Origin of the sequence: Pseudodonghicola flavimaris (assembly GCF_030164425.1) — a bacterium.
GTDB classification, from domain to species: domain Bacteria; phylum Pseudomonadota; class Alphaproteobacteria; order Rhodobacterales; family Rhodobacteraceae; genus Pseudodonghicola; species Pseudodonghicola flavimaris.
On record NZ_JASNJD010000012.1, the window covers coordinates 100,107 to 118,213 of the forward strand.

Consider the following 18,107-nt stretch of genomic DNA (forward strand, 5'->3'; position numbering starts at 1 on the left):
CATGAGCGAACCCACTGTCCTGACGATCCTGCTGAATTTCCGCACCCCGGATTTGACGCTGAAATCGGCCGAAGCCGCGCTGGCGGCGATGGAGGGGATGGCGGGCGAGATCGTCATCGTCGACAACGATTCCGGCGACGGCTCCTTCGCCCGTCTGACGGCGGAGGCCGCCGGGCGCGGCTGGACCCGGAACGACCGGCTCAGGGTGGTCGCCTCCGATCGCAACGGGGGCTTCGGAGCCGGAATGAACTTCGGCATGCGGCAGGGGCTGAGCGACGGGCGGACCCCCGATTTCTACTACCTGCTGAATTCCGATGCCTTCCCCGAGGCCGGCACCATCCGCATCCTGCGCGATTTCCTGGCCGCCACGCCCAGCGCCGGCATGGCCGGCAGCTATGTCCACGGCACCGACGGTACACCGCATCACACCGCCTTCCGCTTCCCCTCGGTCGCCGGCGAGTTCGAGGGCGCGGTGCGCACCGGCCTGTTCACCCGACTGCTGAGGAATGCCGTCGTCGCCCTGCCGATCCCCGAGGGCGCGACCCGGGTCGACTGGACCGCCGGCGCCAGCCTGATGCTGAGGAGCGAGATGATCCGGCAGATCGGCGGGTTCGACGAGACCTTCTTTCTCTACTACGAGGAAACCGATCTCTGCCTGCGGGCGTCTCGCGCAGGATGGGCCACCTGGTATGTGCCCGAAAGCCGGATCGCGCATCTGGGCTCAGCCTCGACCGGGATGAAGGCCTGGCGTCGTACGCCGGGCTACTGGTTCGACTCGCGCCGCTATTACTTCACCAAGAATCACGGGCGTGCCTATGCCGCTGCGGCGACACTGGCGCGGGTCTCCGGGCAGATGCTCTGGGGGCTGCGGCGCCGGCTGCAGAACAAACCCCAGGCCGATCCCGATCACTTCCTGCGCGATCTGATCGTGCATGCCTTCGGGGCCCCGCCGCCACGGGCCGCCACCGTTTCCCCTGTTTCCGCCACCCTCGTCGAGGATAGCAAATGACCCAGTTTTCCTGCGTACTTATTGGCAATGAATCCCTGTTGATCGGCTGCGGCGACGCGCTGCGCGACCGTGGCCACGACATCCGCGCGGTGGTATCGCGCGATCCCGACATCCGCGCCTGGGCCACCGGCCTGGGCCTGCCGGTGGAGAAGAAGATCGCCGCGCTAAGCGATCGGTTCGCCCCCGACGACATCGACTGGCTGTTTTCCATCGCCAACCTGAACGTGATCCCCGAGGCAGTGCTGGCGCTGCCCGCCCGCGGCGCGATCAACTTTCACGACGGGCCGCTGCCGCGCTACGCCGGGCTGAACGCCCCGGTCTGGGCGCTGATCGCCGGTGAGAGCGATTACGGCATCAGCTGGCACATGATCGAGGGTGGCATCGACGAGGGCGATCTGTTGGCGCAGGAGCATTTTGCCATTGCCGCCGACGACACCGCCTTCAGTCTCAACTCCAAATGCTACGGCGCCGCGATGGACAGCTTCCCGCGGGTGATCGACCAGCTGGAAGCCGAGGCGCCCCAGCGACAGGCCCAGGACCTGAGCCAGCGCAGCTATTTCGCCCGCGATGCCCGCCCCGAGGCCGCCGCGCGGCTGAACTTTCACCGTCCCGCCGCCCAGCTTTCCGCGCTGGTGCGGGCGCTGGATTTCGGTGGCTACTGGAACCCGATCGGTTGCCCGAAGCTGGAGATCGCGGGCCAGGTGCTGCTGGTCGGCCAGGCCGAGACCGCCGGCGCCGCCCAGGGGCTGCCCGGCCACGTCATGGCGGTGGATGGGGAAAGCCTGACCGTCGCCACCAGCGAGGGCGCCCTGAACCTGAGCCGTCTGACCACCCCCGAAGGCGGCGCCGTCACGCTGGCCGATCTGGTCCGGGCCGGTGAGACGCTGGCCTCCCCCACCGCCGAGCAGGCCGATAGTCTCGGCGCCGCGATCTCCGCCACCCTGCGGGCAGAGGCGCATTGGCGCCGCGCTCTCGGCACGCTGCACCCGATGTCGATGCCGCTGGCCGGCGCCGGCACCGGCGCGCCCGACTGGGAAGCGCTGCGGATCGCCCTGCCCGACGGGCTGAGCGCGTCCCAGGCGGCGCTGGCGGCGCTGGCCTGGGGACTGAACGGCAGTGGCGAGGACTTCGGCGATATCGCCCTGACCACCCCTTCGGTGGTCGCCTCGGAACAGCTGGCGCCGGGCTATGTCTCTGGCTGGGTGCCGCTGAAAATCCGCGCCGGCGCCACGCTGTCGGAGACCGAGGCAGCGCTGGAGACCGCGCGGACCCAGAGCGTTGCCGGCGGTTTCGCCCGCGATCTGGTCGCCCGCGACCCGCAGATCACCTGGCACGGGACCCCGGCCATCGGGCTGGGTCTGAACGGTACCGGCCCGGTACCCGGCAGCCTTGCCACCGTCTCGCTGCGCGAGGATCGTGCCACGCTCTATATCGACCGGGCGCGGATCGGCGAGGAGGAAGCGGAACTGCTGGCCCGCCGGCTGGAGACCGCCTTTCAGACCGCGCTGGCGGCGGCGGCGGACAGCCTGCTTGGCGCGCTCGATATCTTGCCGGCCTCGGAACGGCGCAAGACGCTGGCGCAATGGAACGCGACAGCCCGCGACTTCGATCCGGAGCTGACCATCCACGCCGCGATCGAGGCGCAGGTCGCCCGTACCCCCGAGGCCACCGCGCTGGTGTTCGAGGATCAGGTGCTGAGCTATGCCACGCTCAACGCCCGCGCCAATGCGGTGGCGGCGCGGCTGAAGCAGATGGGCGTCGGCCCCGGCGATCCGGTGGGCATCTACCTGCGCCGCAGCCCGGAACTGGTGATCGGCGCGCTCGGCATCCTCAAGGCCGGCGGCGCCTATGTGCCGCTCGACCCCGCCTATCCGGCCGACCGGATCGCGCATTACATCAGCGACAGCCGCGCCGCGGTGATCGTCACCGATGGCGCCCAGCAGACGGAGCTGCCGAACTGCCCAGCCGAAATCCTGCAGGTCGAAACGCTGGGCACCCAGGCGGAGAATGTCGACGGCGGTGCCGGCGGCGCCGATCTAGCCTATCTGATCTATACCTCCGGGTCCACTGGCCTGCCCAAGGGGGTGATGGTCGAACACCGCAACGTCTCGAACTTCTTCGCCGGCATGGATGACCGGATCGGCGTGCCGGAAAACGGCACCTGGTTCGCGGTGACCAGCCTCAGCTTCGACATCTCTGTCCTCGAGCTGTTCTGGACCCTGGCGCGCGGCTTCAAGCTGGTGCTCTCGGGCGACGAGAACCGCGCCGTGGTGTCGAAAGGCCCGCTGGCGGTCAGCGACCGCAAGATCGATTTCAACCTGATGTATTGGGGCAACGACGACGGCGCCGGTCCGAAGAAATACGAACTGCTGCTGGAAGGTGCCAAATTCGCCGATGCCAACGGGTTCAATGCGGTCTGGACGCCGGAGCGGCACTTTCACGCCTTCGGCGGCCCCTACCCGAACCCCGCCGTCACCGGCGCTGCCGTCGCGGCGGTGACCCGGAACATCGCCGTGCGCGCCGGCAGCTGCGTCGCGCCACTGCACCATCCGGCCCGGATCGCCGAGGAATGGGCGGTGATCGACAACCTGACCAACGGGCGCGCCGCGCTTGGCATCGCCTCGGGCTGGCAGCCGGACGATTTCATCCTGCGCCCGGAGAACACGCCGCCCCACAACAAGCCGGCGATGTTCGCCACCATCGAAACCCTGCGCAAACTGTGGCGCGGCGAGGCGGTGGAGTTTCCCAAGGCCGATGGCAGCCCGCATGCGGTGATCACCCAGCCGCGCCCGGTGTCCAAGGAACTGCCGATCTGGGTCACCACCGCCGGCAACCCCGACACCTGGAAAGAGGCGGGCCAGATCGGGGCGAATGTGCTGACCCACCTGCTGGGCCAGTCGATCGAGGAAGTCGCCGGCAAGATCCGCCTCTATCACGCCGCCCTGCGTGAGGCCGGCCACGATCCGGCCGATTTCACCGTGACGCTGATGCTGCACACCTATCTGGCCGACACCCGCGAAGAGGCCGCCGAAATCGCCCGCGGCCCGATGAAGGACTACCTCCGCTCCGCCGCCGGGCTGATCAAGCAATACGCCTGGGCCTTCCCCGCCTTCAAGAAACCCAAGGGGGTGAGCAACGCCTTCGACATGGATCTGGGCATGCTGGGCGAGGAGGAGCTGGAGGCGATCCTCGATTTCGCCTTCGAGCGGTATTTCGAGGACTCGGGCCTCTTCGGCACCGTGGCCGACGGCCTGGCGCGGGTCGAACAGCTCAAGCGGATCGGCGTGGACGAGGTTGCCTGCCTGATCGACTACGGCATCGCCCCCGATCTGGTGCTGGAGGGGCTGACGCCGCTGGCGCAGGTGCTCAAGCGCGCCAATGCGCCCAGCGAACCCGAGGCGGACGATTTCTCGCTCGCCGCGCAGATCATCCGCCATAACGTCACCCATATGCAGTGCACCCCGTCGATGGCGCGGATGATCGCGATGAACGACGAGGCGCGGCTGGCGCTCGGCCGGGTGAAACACCTGCTGGTCGGCGGCGAGGCGCTGCCCGGCGATCTGGTCGAAGACCTGCGCGAATGCACCGGCGCCGCGATCCTGAACATGTACGGCCCGACCGAGACGACGATCTGGTCGACCTGCGAGGCCGTCGGCCCCGGGGTGCGCGGCACCGTCAATGTCGGCACGCCGATCGCCAATACCGGCGTCTACGTGCTGGATGCGGCGGGCCGGCCCGCCCCGATCGGGGTGCCCGGAGAGCTCTGCATCGGCGGCGCCGGGGTAACCCGCGGCTATTGGGAGCGCGAGGAGCTGACGGCAGAGCGTTTCCCCGCCGATCCCTTCGCTGCAGAAATCGATCTGACCGGGCCGCAGCCGCTGCGCATGTACCGCACCGGTGATCTGGTCCGCTGGCGGATGGACGGCAAGCTGGATTTCCTCGGCCGCACCGACCACCAGGTGAAGATCCGCGGCCAGCGCATCGAACTGGGCGAGATCGAGGCGGCGCTGGCCGCCTGGCCCGGCGTCACCGCCGCGGTGGTCGTCGCCCGCGAGATGGCGCCCGGCGATCTCAGGCTGGTGGGCTATGTCACCGCCGACCGCGCTGTCGACGAGGCGGCGATACGCGCCGAACTGGCCCGCCACCTGACCGAGGTGATGGTGCCCGCCCATATCGTTACGCTGGAACGGTTCCCGCTGACCCCCAACAAGAAGATCGACCGCAAGGCGCTGCCGGCGCCGGCCCCGACCCGGGCACCGCGCCCGCGCGTCTCGGCACAAGCCCCGGGCAACGCCCCGGCAACGCCCGCCACCCAGCCCGCGGCCGGACCGCAGGCGCAGATCGCGGCGATCTGGGCGAAAATCCTCGGGCTCAACGCCGAGGAAATCGGGGTAGAGGACAACTTCTTCGCGCTCGGCGGTCATTCGCTGCTGGCGGTGCAGGCGCATCGCGAGATCCGCACCACGCTGGAACGGCCCGATCTGTCGATCACCGATATCTTCCGCTTTCCCACCCTGGGCGGGCTGGCGGAGCATATCGGCGGTGGCACCGACACGCCCGAGCCGGAGACACCGGCGGCGGACGAACCGGCCCGGGCCGAGACCATGTCGAAGCGCCGCGCCATGCGCGACCGGCGACGGATGCGCGCCGGATGACCGCGGCGCGGCCCCTGCCGGCGCCTTCCCCGGCCCCCGATGCCGGGGCGCTGGTGCGGTCGCTGCTGCCGCGGGATGTGGCGGTGGCCGCGACCGATCCGCGGACACCCCAGCCCGCCCTCTGGCCCGAGGAGCGCGCCGGCCTGCCCCGCGCCCGCCCTGCCCGGCTGCGCGAATTCGCCGCCGGGCGCAGCGCCGCCCGTCACGCGTTGGCGCAGCTGGGCCTGCCGCCGGCGGCGATTGCCCACGGGATCGACCGGGCGCCAGTCTGGCCCGCCGGCGTGGTGGGCAGCATCAGCCACTGTTCCAACGCCTGTGTCGCGGTCCTGGCCCGTGCCGGCCGCCTCTCCGCGCTTGGCATCGATCTGGAGGAAGAAGTGGCGCTGCCGCTCGACCTGATCCCGGCAATCTGCACCCCGGCAGAGGCCGCCCGGCTCGCCCTCCTGCCCCCGGCGCGACGCGGCCTGATCGCCAAGGTGATCTTCTCCGCCAAGGAGGCCGCCTATAAGGCGCAATTCCCCCTGAGCGGACGGCTGTTCGGCTTTCAGACACTGGAGGTCCGGCTGGAGCCGGAAACCGGCCGGTTCAGCGCCGATTTCCTGCAGGATATCCCGCCGTTTCGCAGCGGAACCAGGCTGCAGGGGCATTTTGTCATCGGACAGGGCCTTATCGCGACGATCGTCACGCTTTCTGCGTGAAATCGCCGGTGCGCGTGCTTACATCGATGCTGCCGACGTGACCGACAACCCAAAGGCCCGCCGACCCATGTTCCTTCGCTGGTTTCTGTTTTCCCTTCCCCTTCTTGCCCTCATCGCCGCGCTGGCCTGGTGGTTCTGGCCGCGCCCGAAGTTGCCCGATGCCGCGACGGTGGCGGCCGCCTATGCCACGCCGCTGCCGCCGCCGGCGCACCCCTTGCGGGTCTTTCATCTCGGCCACAGCCTCGTCGGACGCGACATGCCGGCGATGCTGGCGGAACTGGCCGGCGCCGGGCACCGCTATGAGCTGCAACTGGGCTGGGGCACCACGCTCAAGGCGCATTGGGAACCGGAAGAGACGATCAACGGTTTCGACGTCGAAAACGACACCCCCCGGTTCCGCCCCGCGAGAGAGGCGATCGGTTCGGGCGATTACGATGCCGTCGTGCTGACCGAGATGGTCGAGCTGCGCGATGCCATCCGCTATTTCGACAGCCCGGTCTATCTGCGCAAATGGGCCGATCTGGCCCGCGCCGCCAATCCCGCCACACAGGTCTATCTCTATGAAAGCTGGCATCCTCTCGATACGGCGGAGGGCTGGCTGACCCGGCTCGACCGCGATCTGCCCGAGCTTTGGGAAGGCAGGCTGCTGCTGCCCGATCTGGCACGGGACGTTGGCGATCGGCCGATCCACCTGATCCCCGCCGGGCAGGTCCTGGCCCGCTTCGTGCGGCGGATCGAGGAACTCGACGGGCTGGACGACGTGCAGGACCGCAGCGATCTGTTTGCCCGCGCGCCCGACGGGACGCAGGATCAGATTCACCCCAGCGATCTGGGTAATTATCTGGTGGCGCTGACCCATTACGCCGTGCTTTACGGGCGATCACCGATCGGGCTGCCCTCGCAGCTGCACCGCGCCGATGGCAGCCCCGCCGATGCGCCGACGCTGGACGTTGCCCGGCTGATGCAGGAAACCGTGTGGGAGGTCGTGACCTCCCTGCCCAAGACCGGAGTCGCCCGATGAGACGCCGCAGCCTTCTGACCGCCGCGCTTGCCGCCCCCCTGAGCCTGAGCCTGCCGCTGCGCAGCTGGGCGCAACAGGCCGGCGGCACCGTCCCGCCGGTGCCGGTGGGGTCCGTGCCGATGTGCATGGGGCTGAGCGGCATCAACGACTGGAGCGTCGAGCAGCCGTTCATCGACGTGATGAAGACCGCCCGCCCCTGGATTGGCCACAAGTCGGGACAATGGGGCGGCGCCAGCCACGACGATCTGGCCCAGGCCGGTTATCTGGACGAACACGGCTGGCCGCTGGAGATCCCGCCGGAGCTCGGCTCGATCGGGACACTGGTGCTGACCGATCTGCCTGAGGCAGCGCAATCGCTCGCCGGGCGCTATGTGCTGCGGTTCGACGGCGACGGCATCGTCGAGGTCAGCCTGCGCGGTCGCAACGTCCGCTATGCCGACAACGAGGTGCGCTTCGATTTCGAACCGGGCAGCGGCCCGGTCGATATCCGCATCCAGCGCACCGACCGCAGCCGCAGCGGCAACCACGTCCGCAACATCACCGTGGTGCGCGAAGACCGGGTGCGGGAATTCGATGCCGGTGCCGTCTTCAACCCCGATTTCCTGCGCGTGCTGGAAGGCTTCCGGGCGCTGCGCTTCATGGACTGGATGGCCACCAACGATTCCACCCTGTCGCGCTGGGAGGACCGGCCACAGGTCTCGGATTATACCTATGCGCTGCGCGGCGCACCGGCTGAGGTGATGATCGATCTCGCCAACCGGATCGGTGTCGACGCCTGGTTCAACATGCCGCATCTGGCCGATGACGATTATCTCCGCCGCTTTGCCACGCTGGCCCGCGACACCCTCTGGACCGATCTGAACGCTTATGTCGAGTTCTCCAACGAAGTCTGGAACTGGCAGTTCAAACAGGCGCAATGGGCCCACACCCAGGCGCAGGAGCGATGGAACAGCGATACCGCCTGGGTGCAATATTACGCGCTGCGCGCCAGCCAGGCGGCCGACATCTGGTCCGCGGTCTATGCCGAGACCGGCGCGCGCGAACGGCTGATAAACGTGCTCAGCACCCAGACCGGCTGGATCGGGCTGGAGCACGATATCCTCGACCCGCCGCTGGTCCGGGCTGAGGCGAAGGAGGCGGCGCCGATCGCCAGCCATTTCGATGCCTATGCGATCACCGGCTATTTCGGAGCCGCGCTGGGGATGGAGGACCGCGCGCCGCTGATCCGCCAATGGCTGAGCGACAGCCGCGCCATGGCCGAAAGCGCCGCCGCCGCCAAGGGCCTGACCGGTGCCGCGCGCGACAGCTATGTCGAAGCGCATAAATTCGACGTCGCCACCGCCCTGGCCTGGGCCGAGATGCGCGACGGGCTGGGCAGCGGCGATCCCGACGGCTCGCTGAGCTGGCTGCTGGAGACCGTCTTTCCCTATCACGCCGAGGTCGCCGCCAAATGGGATCTCGACCTGATCATGTACGAGGGCGGCACCCATCTGGTGGGCATCGGCCCGATGGTGAACGAGGAGGACATCACCGCCTTCTTCACCCATTTCAACTATACCCCGGAAATGGCGACGCTTTATACCGAGCTGATCAATGGCTGGCAGGCCGCCGGCGGCGCGCTGTTCAACGTCTTCACCGATGTCAGCACGCCCAGCAAATGGGGCAGCTGGGGGGCGCTGCGCCATCTTTCCGATCAGAACCCGCGCTGGGAGGCGATCAGGGCCTTCCTATGAGCGGACTTCTCAGCATCATCCTGCCGGCGCATAACGAGGCGCTCTGGATCGGCGATTGCCTGGAGGCGATCCTGGCCTCCGATCCGCTGCCCGAGGGCTGGGGCCTGGAAACCATCGTGGTGCCCAACGGCTGCCAGGACGATACCGCCGGCCGCAGCCGGGCGCACGGCGCCGATTTCGCGGCGCGCGGCTGGACGCTGCAGGTGGTCGAACTGGCCGCCGGCGGCAAGCTCGGCGCGCTCAACCGCGGCGACGATCTGGCCCGAGGCGCGGTCCGGGTCTATCTTGATGCCGATGTGCGGGTTTCACCGCCGCTGCTCCGGCAGATCGCCGGCGCGCTCGACACCGACCTGCCCCGCTACGCCAGCGGCACCCCGCATGTGGCCCAGGCGCGCAGCCTGGCGACCCGGCTCTACAGCCGGTTCTGGGAACGGTTGCCCTTCGTCACCACCGATGCGCCGGGCTTTGGCATCTTCGCGATGAATACCGCCGGCCGCGGCCGCTGGAAGGCCTGGCCCGATATCATCTCGGACGACACCTTCGCCCGGCTGAATTTCGCCCCCGCCGAACGCGAGCGGCTCTCGGCCTTCTACACCTGGCCGCTGGTGGAGGGCTTCGCCAATCTGGTGCGGGTGCGGCGGCGGCAGAACATCGGCGTGCGCGAGATCGCCGAGCGCTTTCCCCAGCTCGAGGCCAATGCGCTGGCGACCCGGCCGGGCAAACGGCGGCTGGCCCGGCTGGCGCTGACCGATCCGGCCGGCTTCCTGGTCTATGCCGCAGTGAGCCTTGCGGTGAAGACACCGCTTTACGACGATCACAGCCGCTGGGCACGCGGCCGCTGAGTCGCCCCCGGCGCGATCAGTCGGTGCCCGCGAGGCTGGCCGCAACATGGCGGGCCAGTCGCGCGGCCCCCAGATCCGCATCGTGGCGCTGCAGCACCCGTTCCCGCCCGGCCTGCCCCATGGCGGCCAGCCTCTCTTCCGGCTGGGCCACCAGATCGGCCACCGCATCGGCCAGCGCCTGCACATCGCCCGCGGGCACCAGCCAGCCGGTTTCACCCGGCCGCACCAGTTCCGGAATCCCGGCGATATAGGTGGCGATCACCGGCCGCGCGGCGGCCATCGCCTCCATCACCACCATCGGCAGCCCCTCGGCGAAGCTGGGCAGAATCATCGCATGGGCGGCGGCCAGTTCGGCCCGCACACCGGCCTCGTCCAGCCAGCCGGTCAGCGTGATCATCTCCTGCAAACCGTGATCGGCGATCGCCCGCTCCAGATCGCCGCGCATCTCGCCATCGCCGACCAGGACCAGATGCAGATCAGGGAACTCCGCCCGCAGCCGCGACATCGCGCGCACCAGCATCATCTGCCCCTTCTGTTCGGCGAACCTCCCGATCGACACCAGACGCGGCGGTCCGGAGGGCATCGGCTCGGGCCGGGCGAAGGCGCCGGGTTCGATGCCGCAATGCACCACCCGGATGCGCGCCCAGCTGTCGAAGGCTGCCCAGCGATAGAGCTGGCTGCGCCCGAACTGGCTGATCGCCACCGAAAAGGCGGCGCGATCCAGCTTCTGCCCCAGCGACAGCGCCGCTGGCGCATCGAATTCCTCCGGCCCGTGCACGGTGAAACTGTAGCCCGGCCCACCGAAGGCATGGGCCAGCATCGCCACCGTGGCCGAATTGGTGCCGAAATGCGCATGCATGTGCTGGGCGCCCTCCGTCTCGCAGCGGCGGGCGACCTCGGCCGCCTCGGCCAGATAGATCAGATGCCGCAGAACCCCCGCGGGCGAGGCACGCCCGACCCGGATCGCCAGCCGCAGCGCCGCCAGACCGTCCGCCGGGCGCCGCAGCATGCGGCCCACGCACCCGGCGATCAGCCCGCGCCCGCCGCGGTCGAGCACATAGTCGGTCGCGGCCGCTTCCTCGCGATCCTGCGGATCGACCAGCGGCATGTCGCCCCGCCGCATCGCCAGCCGCAGCACCCCGATCCCGGCCCGCTCCAGCGCCCTGAGCTCGCGCCGGATGAAGGAGTGGGACGGCAGCGGATAGGTGTTCAGCACATAAGCGATCTTCACGGCACGGCACTCCTCGGGCTGACGGTGGGACGACCCTAACCGCCGGCTGCCACTGAGGAAAGCGGCGCCGTCCCCAGCCGTCCCCGAGCCAGTGGAATTGTTTCGTTCGCCGGCCAAATGCCCGGATCGACGCAGCTTTGCCAAGACCCGCGCAACACCCCGCAGCCGATTCCGCCCGCGCCGCGCCGCGCGATTGACCCGCCCTGCCCCCGGGCCTAGCCTGCAGCCCAATTCCGCCGCGTGCCGCGGCCGCACCAGAGGCAGACCGCAGACGTGAGCAGAGTCCTGACCGCATTCAAGGGCAATACCCTGATGGCGCGCGCCCTGCGCAGCGCCTCCTGGCTGATCCTGAACTATGGGCTCAATCAGGGGCTTCGGCTGGTCTCGAACCTGGTGCTGACCCGCATCCTGTTCCCCGAGGCCTTCGGTCTGATGGCGCTGGTGTCGCTTGTCACCGTCGGTCTGGCGCTGTTTTCCGATATCGGCATCGGCCCCGCCATCGCCCATAACAAGCGCGGCGACGACCCCGATTTCCTCGACACCGCTTGGACGCTGCAGCTGATCCGCGGCTTCGGTCTCTGGGCCGGGACCTGCGTTCTGGCACTGCCGATGGCGCAGTTCTATCACGAGCCCTCTCTCGCGCTCTATCTGCCGATCGCTGGCGTCGCCTCGCTGATCACCGGGCTGGCGCCGATGAAGATCGAAACCGCGCACCGGCATCTGCTGCTGGGCCGGCTGACAGTGCTGGAGCTGCTGAGCCAGCTGATCGGTATCACCGCCATGATCACGGTCGGGCTGATCACCCAATCGGTGATCGCGCTGGTGATGGGGGGGATTTTCCAGTCCACCGCCCGGGTGTTGCTGACCCTTTGGTTCCTGCCCGGCCCCGGCAACCGGCTGCGCTGGGACCGCGACACCGCGCAGGAGATCATGAGCTTCGGGCGCTGGATCTTCTTCAGCACCGCGCTGTGGTTCCTGACCAGCCAGGGCGACCGGCTGATCCTGGGCCGGTTCCTGACCATGCAGATGCTCGGGCTCTATAACATCGGGTTCTTCCTGGCGAGCTTTCCCACCATGATGGGGCATTCGGTGACCAACCGGCTGCTGATCCCGATCTTCCGTGACCGCCCCGCCCATGCGGCGCCGGAGAACTTCCGGCGGCAGCGGTTCCTGCGGATCGGCCTGCTGGCCGGCATGGGCGTGCTGTCGCTGGCCATGTCGCTGGCTGGCCCGGCGCTGGTCAATCTGATGTACGACAGCCGCTATCTGGCCTCCGGCGCCATCGTGACGATGATGGCCTGTGCCCTGATCCCCTCGGCGCTCGGCATGACCTACGATCAGGCGGCGCTGGCGGCGGGCGACAGCCGCAGTTTCTTCATCTATTCGGCAGTACGCGCGGTGGCGCAGGTGTCGCTGATCCTGGCCGGGGTGATCTGGTTCGGCCTGTTCGGCGCGATCACCGCCATGGCGCTGGCGCAGATGGTCACCTATCCGGCGCTGGTCTGGCTGGCGCGCCGGCACCGGGTCTGGGATCCGCTGACCGATCTGGGATTCTGGACATTGACCCTGGCGGGCTGCGCCTTTGCGCTCTGGCTGCACTGGCCGCTGGTGATCCAGGTGCCGGGCGCGCCGTTCTGATCCGAAGCCGTCTTCCGCGCCGGGCCCGGGCCGGTTCCGAACCGCCCCCCAAAAAATCTAAGGTGAGTAAACACATCCCCGCGCCACCGACCCGGGATCATGGCCCTGCCCGACCCCGCGCTGGCGCACCTGTCAGGCGGCGTGATCGCGGCGCTTGTCGCGGCGGAACAGCCGGCGCCGCCGCCGGGTGTCGAGATAGGGCACCGACACCACCGGGCGGATGCCCAGATCGCGCTCCATATGCGCCGCCGTGCGCATCACCGGGTTCATCAATTCCAGCACGAAGGCCAGCGCCAGCGCCATCACCACGCTGACCATGCCCCCGGCCACCGCCAGTTTCTTGCGGCTACGGGTAAAGGGGTAATCCGGCAGGTTGGCCGGTTCGATCACCGTCAGCCTCTCGCTTTGCGACTGGGTTTCCAGCCGATAGCCGACCTCCGCCTCGGTCCGGCGCGAGGAGGCATCCTCAAGCTGGCCGCGCAGCTGATCCAGCTCGCGGTCGAAGGCGCCGACGCGGCGCTCCACCTGCGGCGAGCTCTGCAGCGAGTTTTCCAGCTCCCCCTTGCGGTCGCGCAGCAGTTTCTCCTGCGCATCCAGCGTGGTCAGCTGATCGTTGAAGTCAGCCAGCTTGCGTTCGGCCGTGGCCGGGCGGTCATTGCGGCGACTGAGATCGGCGGCGCGTTCGATCCGGATCCGTTCCTGCGAGATGCCGAGCAGTTCGGAGTTGATCGAGGTGATCTCCTCGCGCCGGATTTCCAGCGTGCCGGGCAGCGCGATTTCATTCTGCTTGCGATACTCGGCCAGTTCTTCCTCGACCCGGGAGATTTGATCGCGCAGCGTCTCCTCGCGCGCGGTGAAGAAGGCCAGCGTCTCCCGCGCCTGTTCCAGCCGGCTTTCATTGCTGAGCTCGATGGTCAGCCGGGCGAATTCATGGGCGATCTGCTGCGCCTGCTGCGCGGTCGGCATCTCTGCCGTGACCGTCACCACCGAGACCCAGCCATCGGGAGAGCCATTGCCCGACAGGCCGTTGATATTGACCGAGGTGCGCAACAGGTCGACCTTTTCATTGTCGGTCAGCGCCGGCATGTCGGCATAGAGATTGTTTTCGCGGATCACGTTCAGCACGCTGTCGCGCGCCATCACCCGCTGCTCGATCAGCTGCAACCGCCGGGCCGGGGTGCCCTCGACGGTGCTGCGGGCCAGATCGTCGGCGATCTTCGGCTGCACCACCTGGATCACCTCGGTCGAGCTGTACTTGTGCTTCTGGTTCAGCGCCGCGAAGACCGACAGGCCGCACCCGATCACGATCACCAGAAGGATCACCCACGCCCGCCGGCGCAGCATGTCGAGAAAATCCTGAAACGATAGAATCGGGCCCATGCAACCTCACCTCAACAGCTGACGGGCACCGCCCGCCTCAGCCCGTTTGCCGGGCCACCGGGGTGCAAAGCACCACAGCAACCCGGCAAAACTAAGGCGATTTGTCGATAAACTCTGTCTGAACCCCGTTCAACCGGCCGTGCGGGCCCGGTTCAGGATCACCCCGAGCAGCTCGGTCTGCTCGCCCAGGATATCCTCGCAAGCGCGGATCTGGTCGGCGGTGGTACGGGTGCCGTCGGCGACCAGCAGAACCCCGTCGACATGCGGCAGGATCGCGGCGGCGTCGTCATGCGACAGGACCGGCGGCAGATCGTAGATCACCACATCGGGATCGAGCGTCAGCACCATGTCGTCCAGCGCGCGGACGGTCAGCGGATCGTGAAAGCTCTCTGCCGCATTGGGATCGGCGGCATCGGCCAGACCCAGCGCCAGACCGTCGCTGCAGCGTACCAGATGTTCGATCGGCGACAGCGCACCGCCCAGAAAGGCATCCATGCGGCCATGCCCGTGGATGTCCAGCGCGGCCGCGACACCCGGGGTCCGGCGGTTCAGATCCATCAACACGGTGCGGCTGCCCGGCACCCGCGCCAGGCTCAGCGCCAGGTTCACCGCGGTAAAGGTGGCGCCACAGCCCTCGGTCGGGGCGACAACGGCGATCCTGCGCCAGCCCTGGGTCCGCAGCGTCTGCATCAGGCGGGTGCGCAGCAGGTCGAACGACCGGGCCGCGGGGGTGTCCCGGAACAGGTTGACCAGCGGCGCCCGTTTCGCCCCCAGCCCCTTGGCGCCGGGCTTGACCCGGTGCAGCCGTTCCCAGGGCTCCGGCAGCGGCGCCGGCAGGTTGCGCGCCGGCTCGCGATCAAAGCGCAGCCCCTCCTGCTCCGCCTGCTGACGGGCGGCCTTGCGGCGGAAAATCCTGCGGTCCTGACGGTTCATCGGTTTCGCGTCGTCGGCTTCAACTGCATTCCACGGAGCGGACATGAGGATTTCACCCTCGGCCGACACCAGATCGCTTTCAAGATAGTCTTTCATGTCCCGTCCTCCAAATCGATGACCGGTGGGGAAGCTGCACCTGAGGTGCGGTCTGGATGGAAATCAGACGCCGGTCCGGCGAACGACGACGCCGAAGGTGCGCAGGATCAGTTTCAGATCCTGGCCCAGCGACAGGCTCATGCAATAGGTCGCGTCGACCTCGGTGCGGTAGCTGAAGCCCTTTTCGTTGCGTGTCGACACCTGCCACAGGCCGGTGATGCCGGGCTTGAGCATGGTGTAGTAGCGCGCATCGCCATAAAGGCTCAGCTGTTCGGGCATCATCGGGCGCGGGCCGACCAGGCTCATTTCGCCGCGGAACACGTTCCACAGCTGCGGCAGCTCGTCGAGAGAGGTGGCGCGCAGGAAGGCACCGACACGGGTGACGCGCGGATCGTTGCGCAGCTTCTGCGCGGTGTTCCATTCCGCCCGCATCACCGGATCGTTGGCCAGATATTCCGCCAGCAGCGCATCGGCGTCGCGCACCATGGTGCGCAGCTTCAGCATGCGGAAGCGATCGCCGTTCTGCCCCAGGCGCTCCTGCGTGTAGAAAGGTGTGCCGCCCTCGATCCAGAGCGCGATGGCGCTGATCAGAACGATCAGCAGGCTCAGCGGCGCAGTGAGCAGCACCAGCGCCAGATCCAGAATGCGTTTGCCGATATGGGCGTAGACTTCATGCGGCAGCACGATGGCGGCAGACTTGCGCCCGGCAGCCGGCGCGTTGGTGTTGGCAACCACCAGGGACGACACCGAAAACGCCGAAGCTGTCAGCGGGGGGAACCGTTTCAAAGCCGATCCTCGGACTTCGCTATAGAAAACATCAGACATCACAGTCTCTCCAGAACGCGGGCCGAACGGACCCGCGCGCCGCAGGCAAGATGCGGCACTCTTTTATTCAAATTTTAAGCTCTCCGACCCAAGCAGCTCGGCCGGACTTGAAACAGGCTCAACAGACTGGACGGCCCCCACCGATAATCCCAATCTGCCAGAGCAAAACCGCGCCGCGCTTCCGCCCTGTTCTCGCCATGATCGAATTTAACACTGACTGATCGAGTTTTAACGAATTCTAAGGAAACAATCTGTTTCTACCGATTCACCCCACTCAAACACCCCTTATTCGCGAGGTGTACATCCACATTTCGGCGCTGAAAGCGATTTTGTTCACACAAGGGAAACACCAGGCTACACGGAATCAGGTTAACGCAGCGTCGGCTCGACCCTGGACGTTAACCTTTTCACTCCAGATCGTCCCGGTTTCCTCGCGGCCAGGAACCATGGCGAGATTGCGGCGGACCACGCCATCGTCCCGCTGCCGTTGACAGCCGCCGCATCTGCGGATTGAAGCAGGGTATCCGGCCGCCTGCCCGTCCCACCGACGGCGCGGAGCCGGCCCGCAGCTGCACCGGAGGCCCGGAGATGACCCGATGGATCGCAATCGACCTGCACCCCGGCCACGCCCGGGGCTGGATGATGACCGGCGACACCGCCGAAGCCCGGGCCGAGGTTACCGCCCCCCGGACGCCGCCGACAGATAGCACGCTGGCGCCCCTGCTCGACGCGCTGCGCGCGGCGCTGCCCGATGCCGCCACCGCCCCGGCGCTGATCTGCGGGCTGGCCCCCGGTCCCCGCTGCACGCCTGTGGCGATCCCCGCCAAGCCCGAAGAGCTGTTGCCGCTGCCGCTGCCCGGTCTCAACGCCAGCGCGGTGCCGCCGCTGACCCAGCGCAGCCCCTTTGGCATCATGGTCGGGATGACCGCGCGGATCGCCGGCTTCTTCGCGCTCAACCCCAATTGGGACGGGGTGCTCTGCCTGCCCGGGCCGGAAACCCATTGGGTGCAGGTCAGCGCCCGCGAGGTGGTGAGCTTCCAGAGCGCCCTGTCCGGCACCCTGACCCGAACGCTCAGCCACGCCATTCCCGGCCTGCCCGATGCCTCGGCCGGCGGCTGGGACAAGGACAGTTTCCTTGACGCGCTCGACACCACACTGTCGCGGCCCGAGCGGTTGGCCTCCGGGCTTGCCGTGCTGGCGGCCGAGGCGGCGCTGGGGCAGCTGGATTCCGGCGCGGCACCGGCGCGGCTGACCGGGTTGACGATCGGCGCGGAACTGGCCGCCGCCCGCCCCTACTGGCTGGGCCAGCAGGTGGCCTTGCTGGGCGAACCCGCCGACATCCGCCCCTATGTGCTGGCGCTGGAACGCCAGGGGGTGCCCTGCCTGCAGGCCGATCCGGTCCGACTGGGGCTGGCCGGGCTGACCGCGTTGCGCCGCCGCATGGCGCGCTGAGCCGCGTCAGCCCCGGCGCCGCTCAGCGCCGCAGTCCGATCGGCGCGCCGATATGCGGCGAGGCCGGCAAACCGGCGTGATCAGCCTTCATCCGCGCCAGACGGGCGACGATCCAGTCGGGATAGGCTGCCGATCGCCGGGTGCCGTGATCGACATTCATCGAGACCACCTCCTGCGTGGCGCAGAGCACGCCATCGGCCTCGCGGATCATCTCGCCGAAGAAATGCATCCGCTTGTGATCGTGATCGACCAGCCGGAAGGCGACGCGGAACGCCTCCGCCTCGCGCAGTTCGTTCAGAAACAGCGTATGCGACTGCAGCACGAAGGGTCCTTGCCCCGCCGCCTCGATATAGGCGCCGCCGATGCCCAGATGTTCGATGAAGAGCACATCGGCGGCCTCGTCGAAGGCGATGCCGTAGTAGCCGACGTTCATATGACCGTTGAGGTCGATCCACTGCGGCAGCACCGTCAGCCCGGTCACCTCCACCGGTGCCGGATAGGGGCCGTCATGTCCCGTCCGTTCGATCCCTGTCATCGCTGTCCCTCTCCCTGCTGCTCAAGACCGCCGCACTCTGCCCCGGTCCGCCGCCGGGG

Annotated in this window: 13 protein-coding genes; 8 read left to right on the top strand and 5 right to left on the bottom strand. The window is 68.1% G+C overall.

Annotated features, from left to right (window positions below):
* The first annotated feature begins 1 nt into the window (after window position 1).
* From QO033_RS15930 to QO033_RS15955, 6 genes are all read left to right on the top strand, one after another.
* Window positions 2–1,009 carry a glycosyltransferase family 2 protein gene (locus tag QO033_RS15930; RefSeq protein ID WP_284481974.1) on the top strand — a complete coding sequence of 336 codons (1,008 nt, stop codon included), beginning with the start codon at window positions 2–4 and terminating at the stop codon, window positions 1,007–1,009.
* The gene (locus tag QO033_RS15935) at window positions 1,006–5,664 is read left to right on the top strand and encodes a MupA/Atu3671 family FMN-dependent luciferase-like monooxygenase (RefSeq protein WP_284481975.1); all 4,659 of its coding nucleotides are present in this window, start codon (window positions 1,006–1,008) and stop codon (window positions 5,662–5,664) included. Before QO033_RS15930 ends, QO033_RS15935 begins: the two co-directional genes overlap by 4 nt.
* Window positions 5,661–6,362, top strand: coding sequence for a 4'-phosphopantetheinyl transferase family protein (locus QO033_RS15940; protein ID WP_284481976.1), 702 nt, complete (start codon window positions 5,661–5,663; stop codon window positions 6,360–6,362). The genes QO033_RS15935 and QO033_RS15940 overlap by 4 nt, the downstream gene beginning before the upstream one ends.
* Before the next feature lie 67 nt (window positions 6,363–6,429).
* Window positions 6,430–7,383 carry a hypothetical protein gene (locus QO033_RS15945; RefSeq protein WP_284481977.1) on the top strand — a complete coding sequence of 318 codons (954 nt, stop codon included), beginning with the start codon at window positions 6,430–6,432 and terminating at the stop codon, window positions 7,381–7,383.
* On the top strand, window positions 7,380–9,116 hold the full coding sequence (locus QO033_RS15950) for a hypothetical protein (protein ID WP_284481978.1): 1,737 nt from the start codon (window positions 7,380–7,382) through the stop codon (window positions 9,114–9,116). Before QO033_RS15945 ends, QO033_RS15950 begins: the two co-directional genes overlap by 4 nt.
* The gene (locus QO033_RS15955) at window positions 9,113–9,958 is read left to right on the top strand and encodes a glycosyltransferase family 2 protein (RefSeq protein WP_284481979.1); all 846 of its coding nucleotides are present in this window, start codon (window positions 9,113–9,115) and stop codon (window positions 9,956–9,958) included. The genes QO033_RS15950 and QO033_RS15955 overlap by 4 nt, the downstream gene beginning before the upstream one ends.
* A gap of 16 nt (window positions 9,959–9,974) precedes the next feature.
* Here the strand turns inward: QO033_RS15955 and QO033_RS15960 are convergent, their stop codons facing one another.
* The gene (locus QO033_RS15960; RefSeq protein WP_284481980.1) at window positions 9,975–11,189 is read right to left on the bottom strand and encodes a glycosyltransferase; all 1,215 of its coding nucleotides are present in this window, start codon (window positions 11,187–11,189) and stop codon (window positions 9,975–9,977) included.
* Between the two features lie 273 nt (window positions 11,190–11,462).
* Between QO033_RS15960 and QO033_RS15965 the strand changes: the two genes are divergently transcribed.
* A complete protein-coding gene (locus tag QO033_RS15965; protein WP_284481981.1) occupies window positions 11,463–12,827 on the top strand; it encodes an oligosaccharide flippase family protein in 1,365 nt (454 codons plus the stop codon).
* 132 nt (window positions 12,828–12,959) lie between these two features.
* Here the strand turns inward: QO033_RS15965 and QO033_RS15970 are convergent, their stop codons facing one another.
* From QO033_RS15970 to QO033_RS15980, 3 genes are all read right to left on the bottom strand, one after another.
* Window positions 12,960–14,207, bottom strand: coding sequence for a GumC family protein (locus QO033_RS15970; RefSeq protein ID WP_284481982.1), 1,248 nt, complete (start codon window positions 14,205–14,207; stop codon window positions 12,960–12,962).
* A gap of 129 nt (window positions 14,208–14,336) precedes the next feature.
* The gene (locus QO033_RS15975) at window positions 14,337–15,236 is read right to left on the bottom strand and encodes a CpsD/CapB family tyrosine-protein kinase (RefSeq protein WP_284481983.1); all 900 of its coding nucleotides are present in this window, start codon (window positions 15,234–15,236) and stop codon (window positions 14,337–14,339) included.
* 63 nt (window positions 15,237–15,299) lie between these two features.
* On the bottom strand, window positions 15,300–16,022 hold the full coding sequence (locus QO033_RS15980; protein WP_407682123.1) for a sugar transferase: 723 nt from the start codon (window positions 16,020–16,022) through the stop codon (window positions 15,300–15,302).
* Between the two features lie 627 nt (window positions 16,023–16,649).
* On the opposite strand from QO033_RS15980, the gene QO033_RS15985 reads away from it, so the two are divergent.
* A complete protein-coding gene (locus tag QO033_RS15985) occupies window positions 16,650–17,513 on the top strand; it encodes a 2-dehydro-3-deoxygalactonokinase (RefSeq protein WP_284481984.1) in 864 nt (287 codons plus the stop codon).
* 22 nt (window positions 17,514–17,535) lie between these two features.
* Here the strand turns inward: QO033_RS15985 and QO033_RS15990 are convergent, their stop codons facing one another.
* Window positions 17,536–18,048, bottom strand: a complete 513-nt coding sequence (locus tag QO033_RS15990) for a thioesterase family protein (RefSeq protein ID WP_284481985.1) — start codon at window positions 18,046–18,048, stop codon at window positions 17,536–17,538.
* Window positions 18,049–18,107: the final 59 nt, after the last annotated feature.

What these genes read in the sequence shown, in the direction of transcription:
- QO033_RS15930 (WP_284481974.1), top strand. Translation starts at nt 2, where the DNA reads ATGAGCGAACCCACTGTCCTGACGATCCTGCTGAATTTCCGCACCCCG.
- QO033_RS15935 (WP_284481975.1), top strand. Translation starts at nt 1,006, where the DNA reads ATGACCCAGTTTTCCTGCGTACTTATTGGCAATGAATCCCTGTTGATC.
- QO033_RS15940 (WP_284481976.1), top strand. Translation starts at nt 5,661, where the DNA reads ATGACCGCGGCGCGGCCCCTGCCGGCGCCTTCCCCGGCCCCCGATGCC.
- QO033_RS15945 (WP_284481977.1), top strand. Translation starts at nt 6,430, where the DNA reads ATGTTCCTTCGCTGGTTTCTGTTTTCCCTTCCCCTTCTTGCCCTCATC.
- QO033_RS15950 (WP_284481978.1), top strand. Translation starts at nt 7,380, where the DNA reads ATGAGACGCCGCAGCCTTCTGACCGCCGCGCTTGCCGCCCCCCTGAGC.
- QO033_RS15955 (WP_284481979.1), top strand. Translation starts at nt 9,113, where the DNA reads ATGAGCGGACTTCTCAGCATCATCCTGCCGGCGCATAACGAGGCGCTC.
- QO033_RS15970 (WP_284481982.1), bottom strand. Translation starts at nt 14,207, where the DNA reads ATGGGCCCGATTCTATCGTTTCAGGATTTTCTCGACATGCTGCGCCGG.
- QO033_RS15975 (WP_284481983.1), bottom strand. Translation starts at nt 15,236, where the DNA reads ATGAAAGACTATCTTGAAAGCGATCTGGTGTCGGCCGAGGGTGAAATC.
- QO033_RS15985 (WP_284481984.1), top strand. Translation starts at nt 16,650, where the DNA reads ATGACCCGATGGATCGCAATCGACCTGCACCCCGGCCACGCCCGGGGC.
- QO033_RS15990 (WP_284481985.1), bottom strand. Translation starts at nt 18,048, where the DNA reads ATGACAGGGATCGAACGGACGGGACATGACGGCCCCTATCCGGCACCG.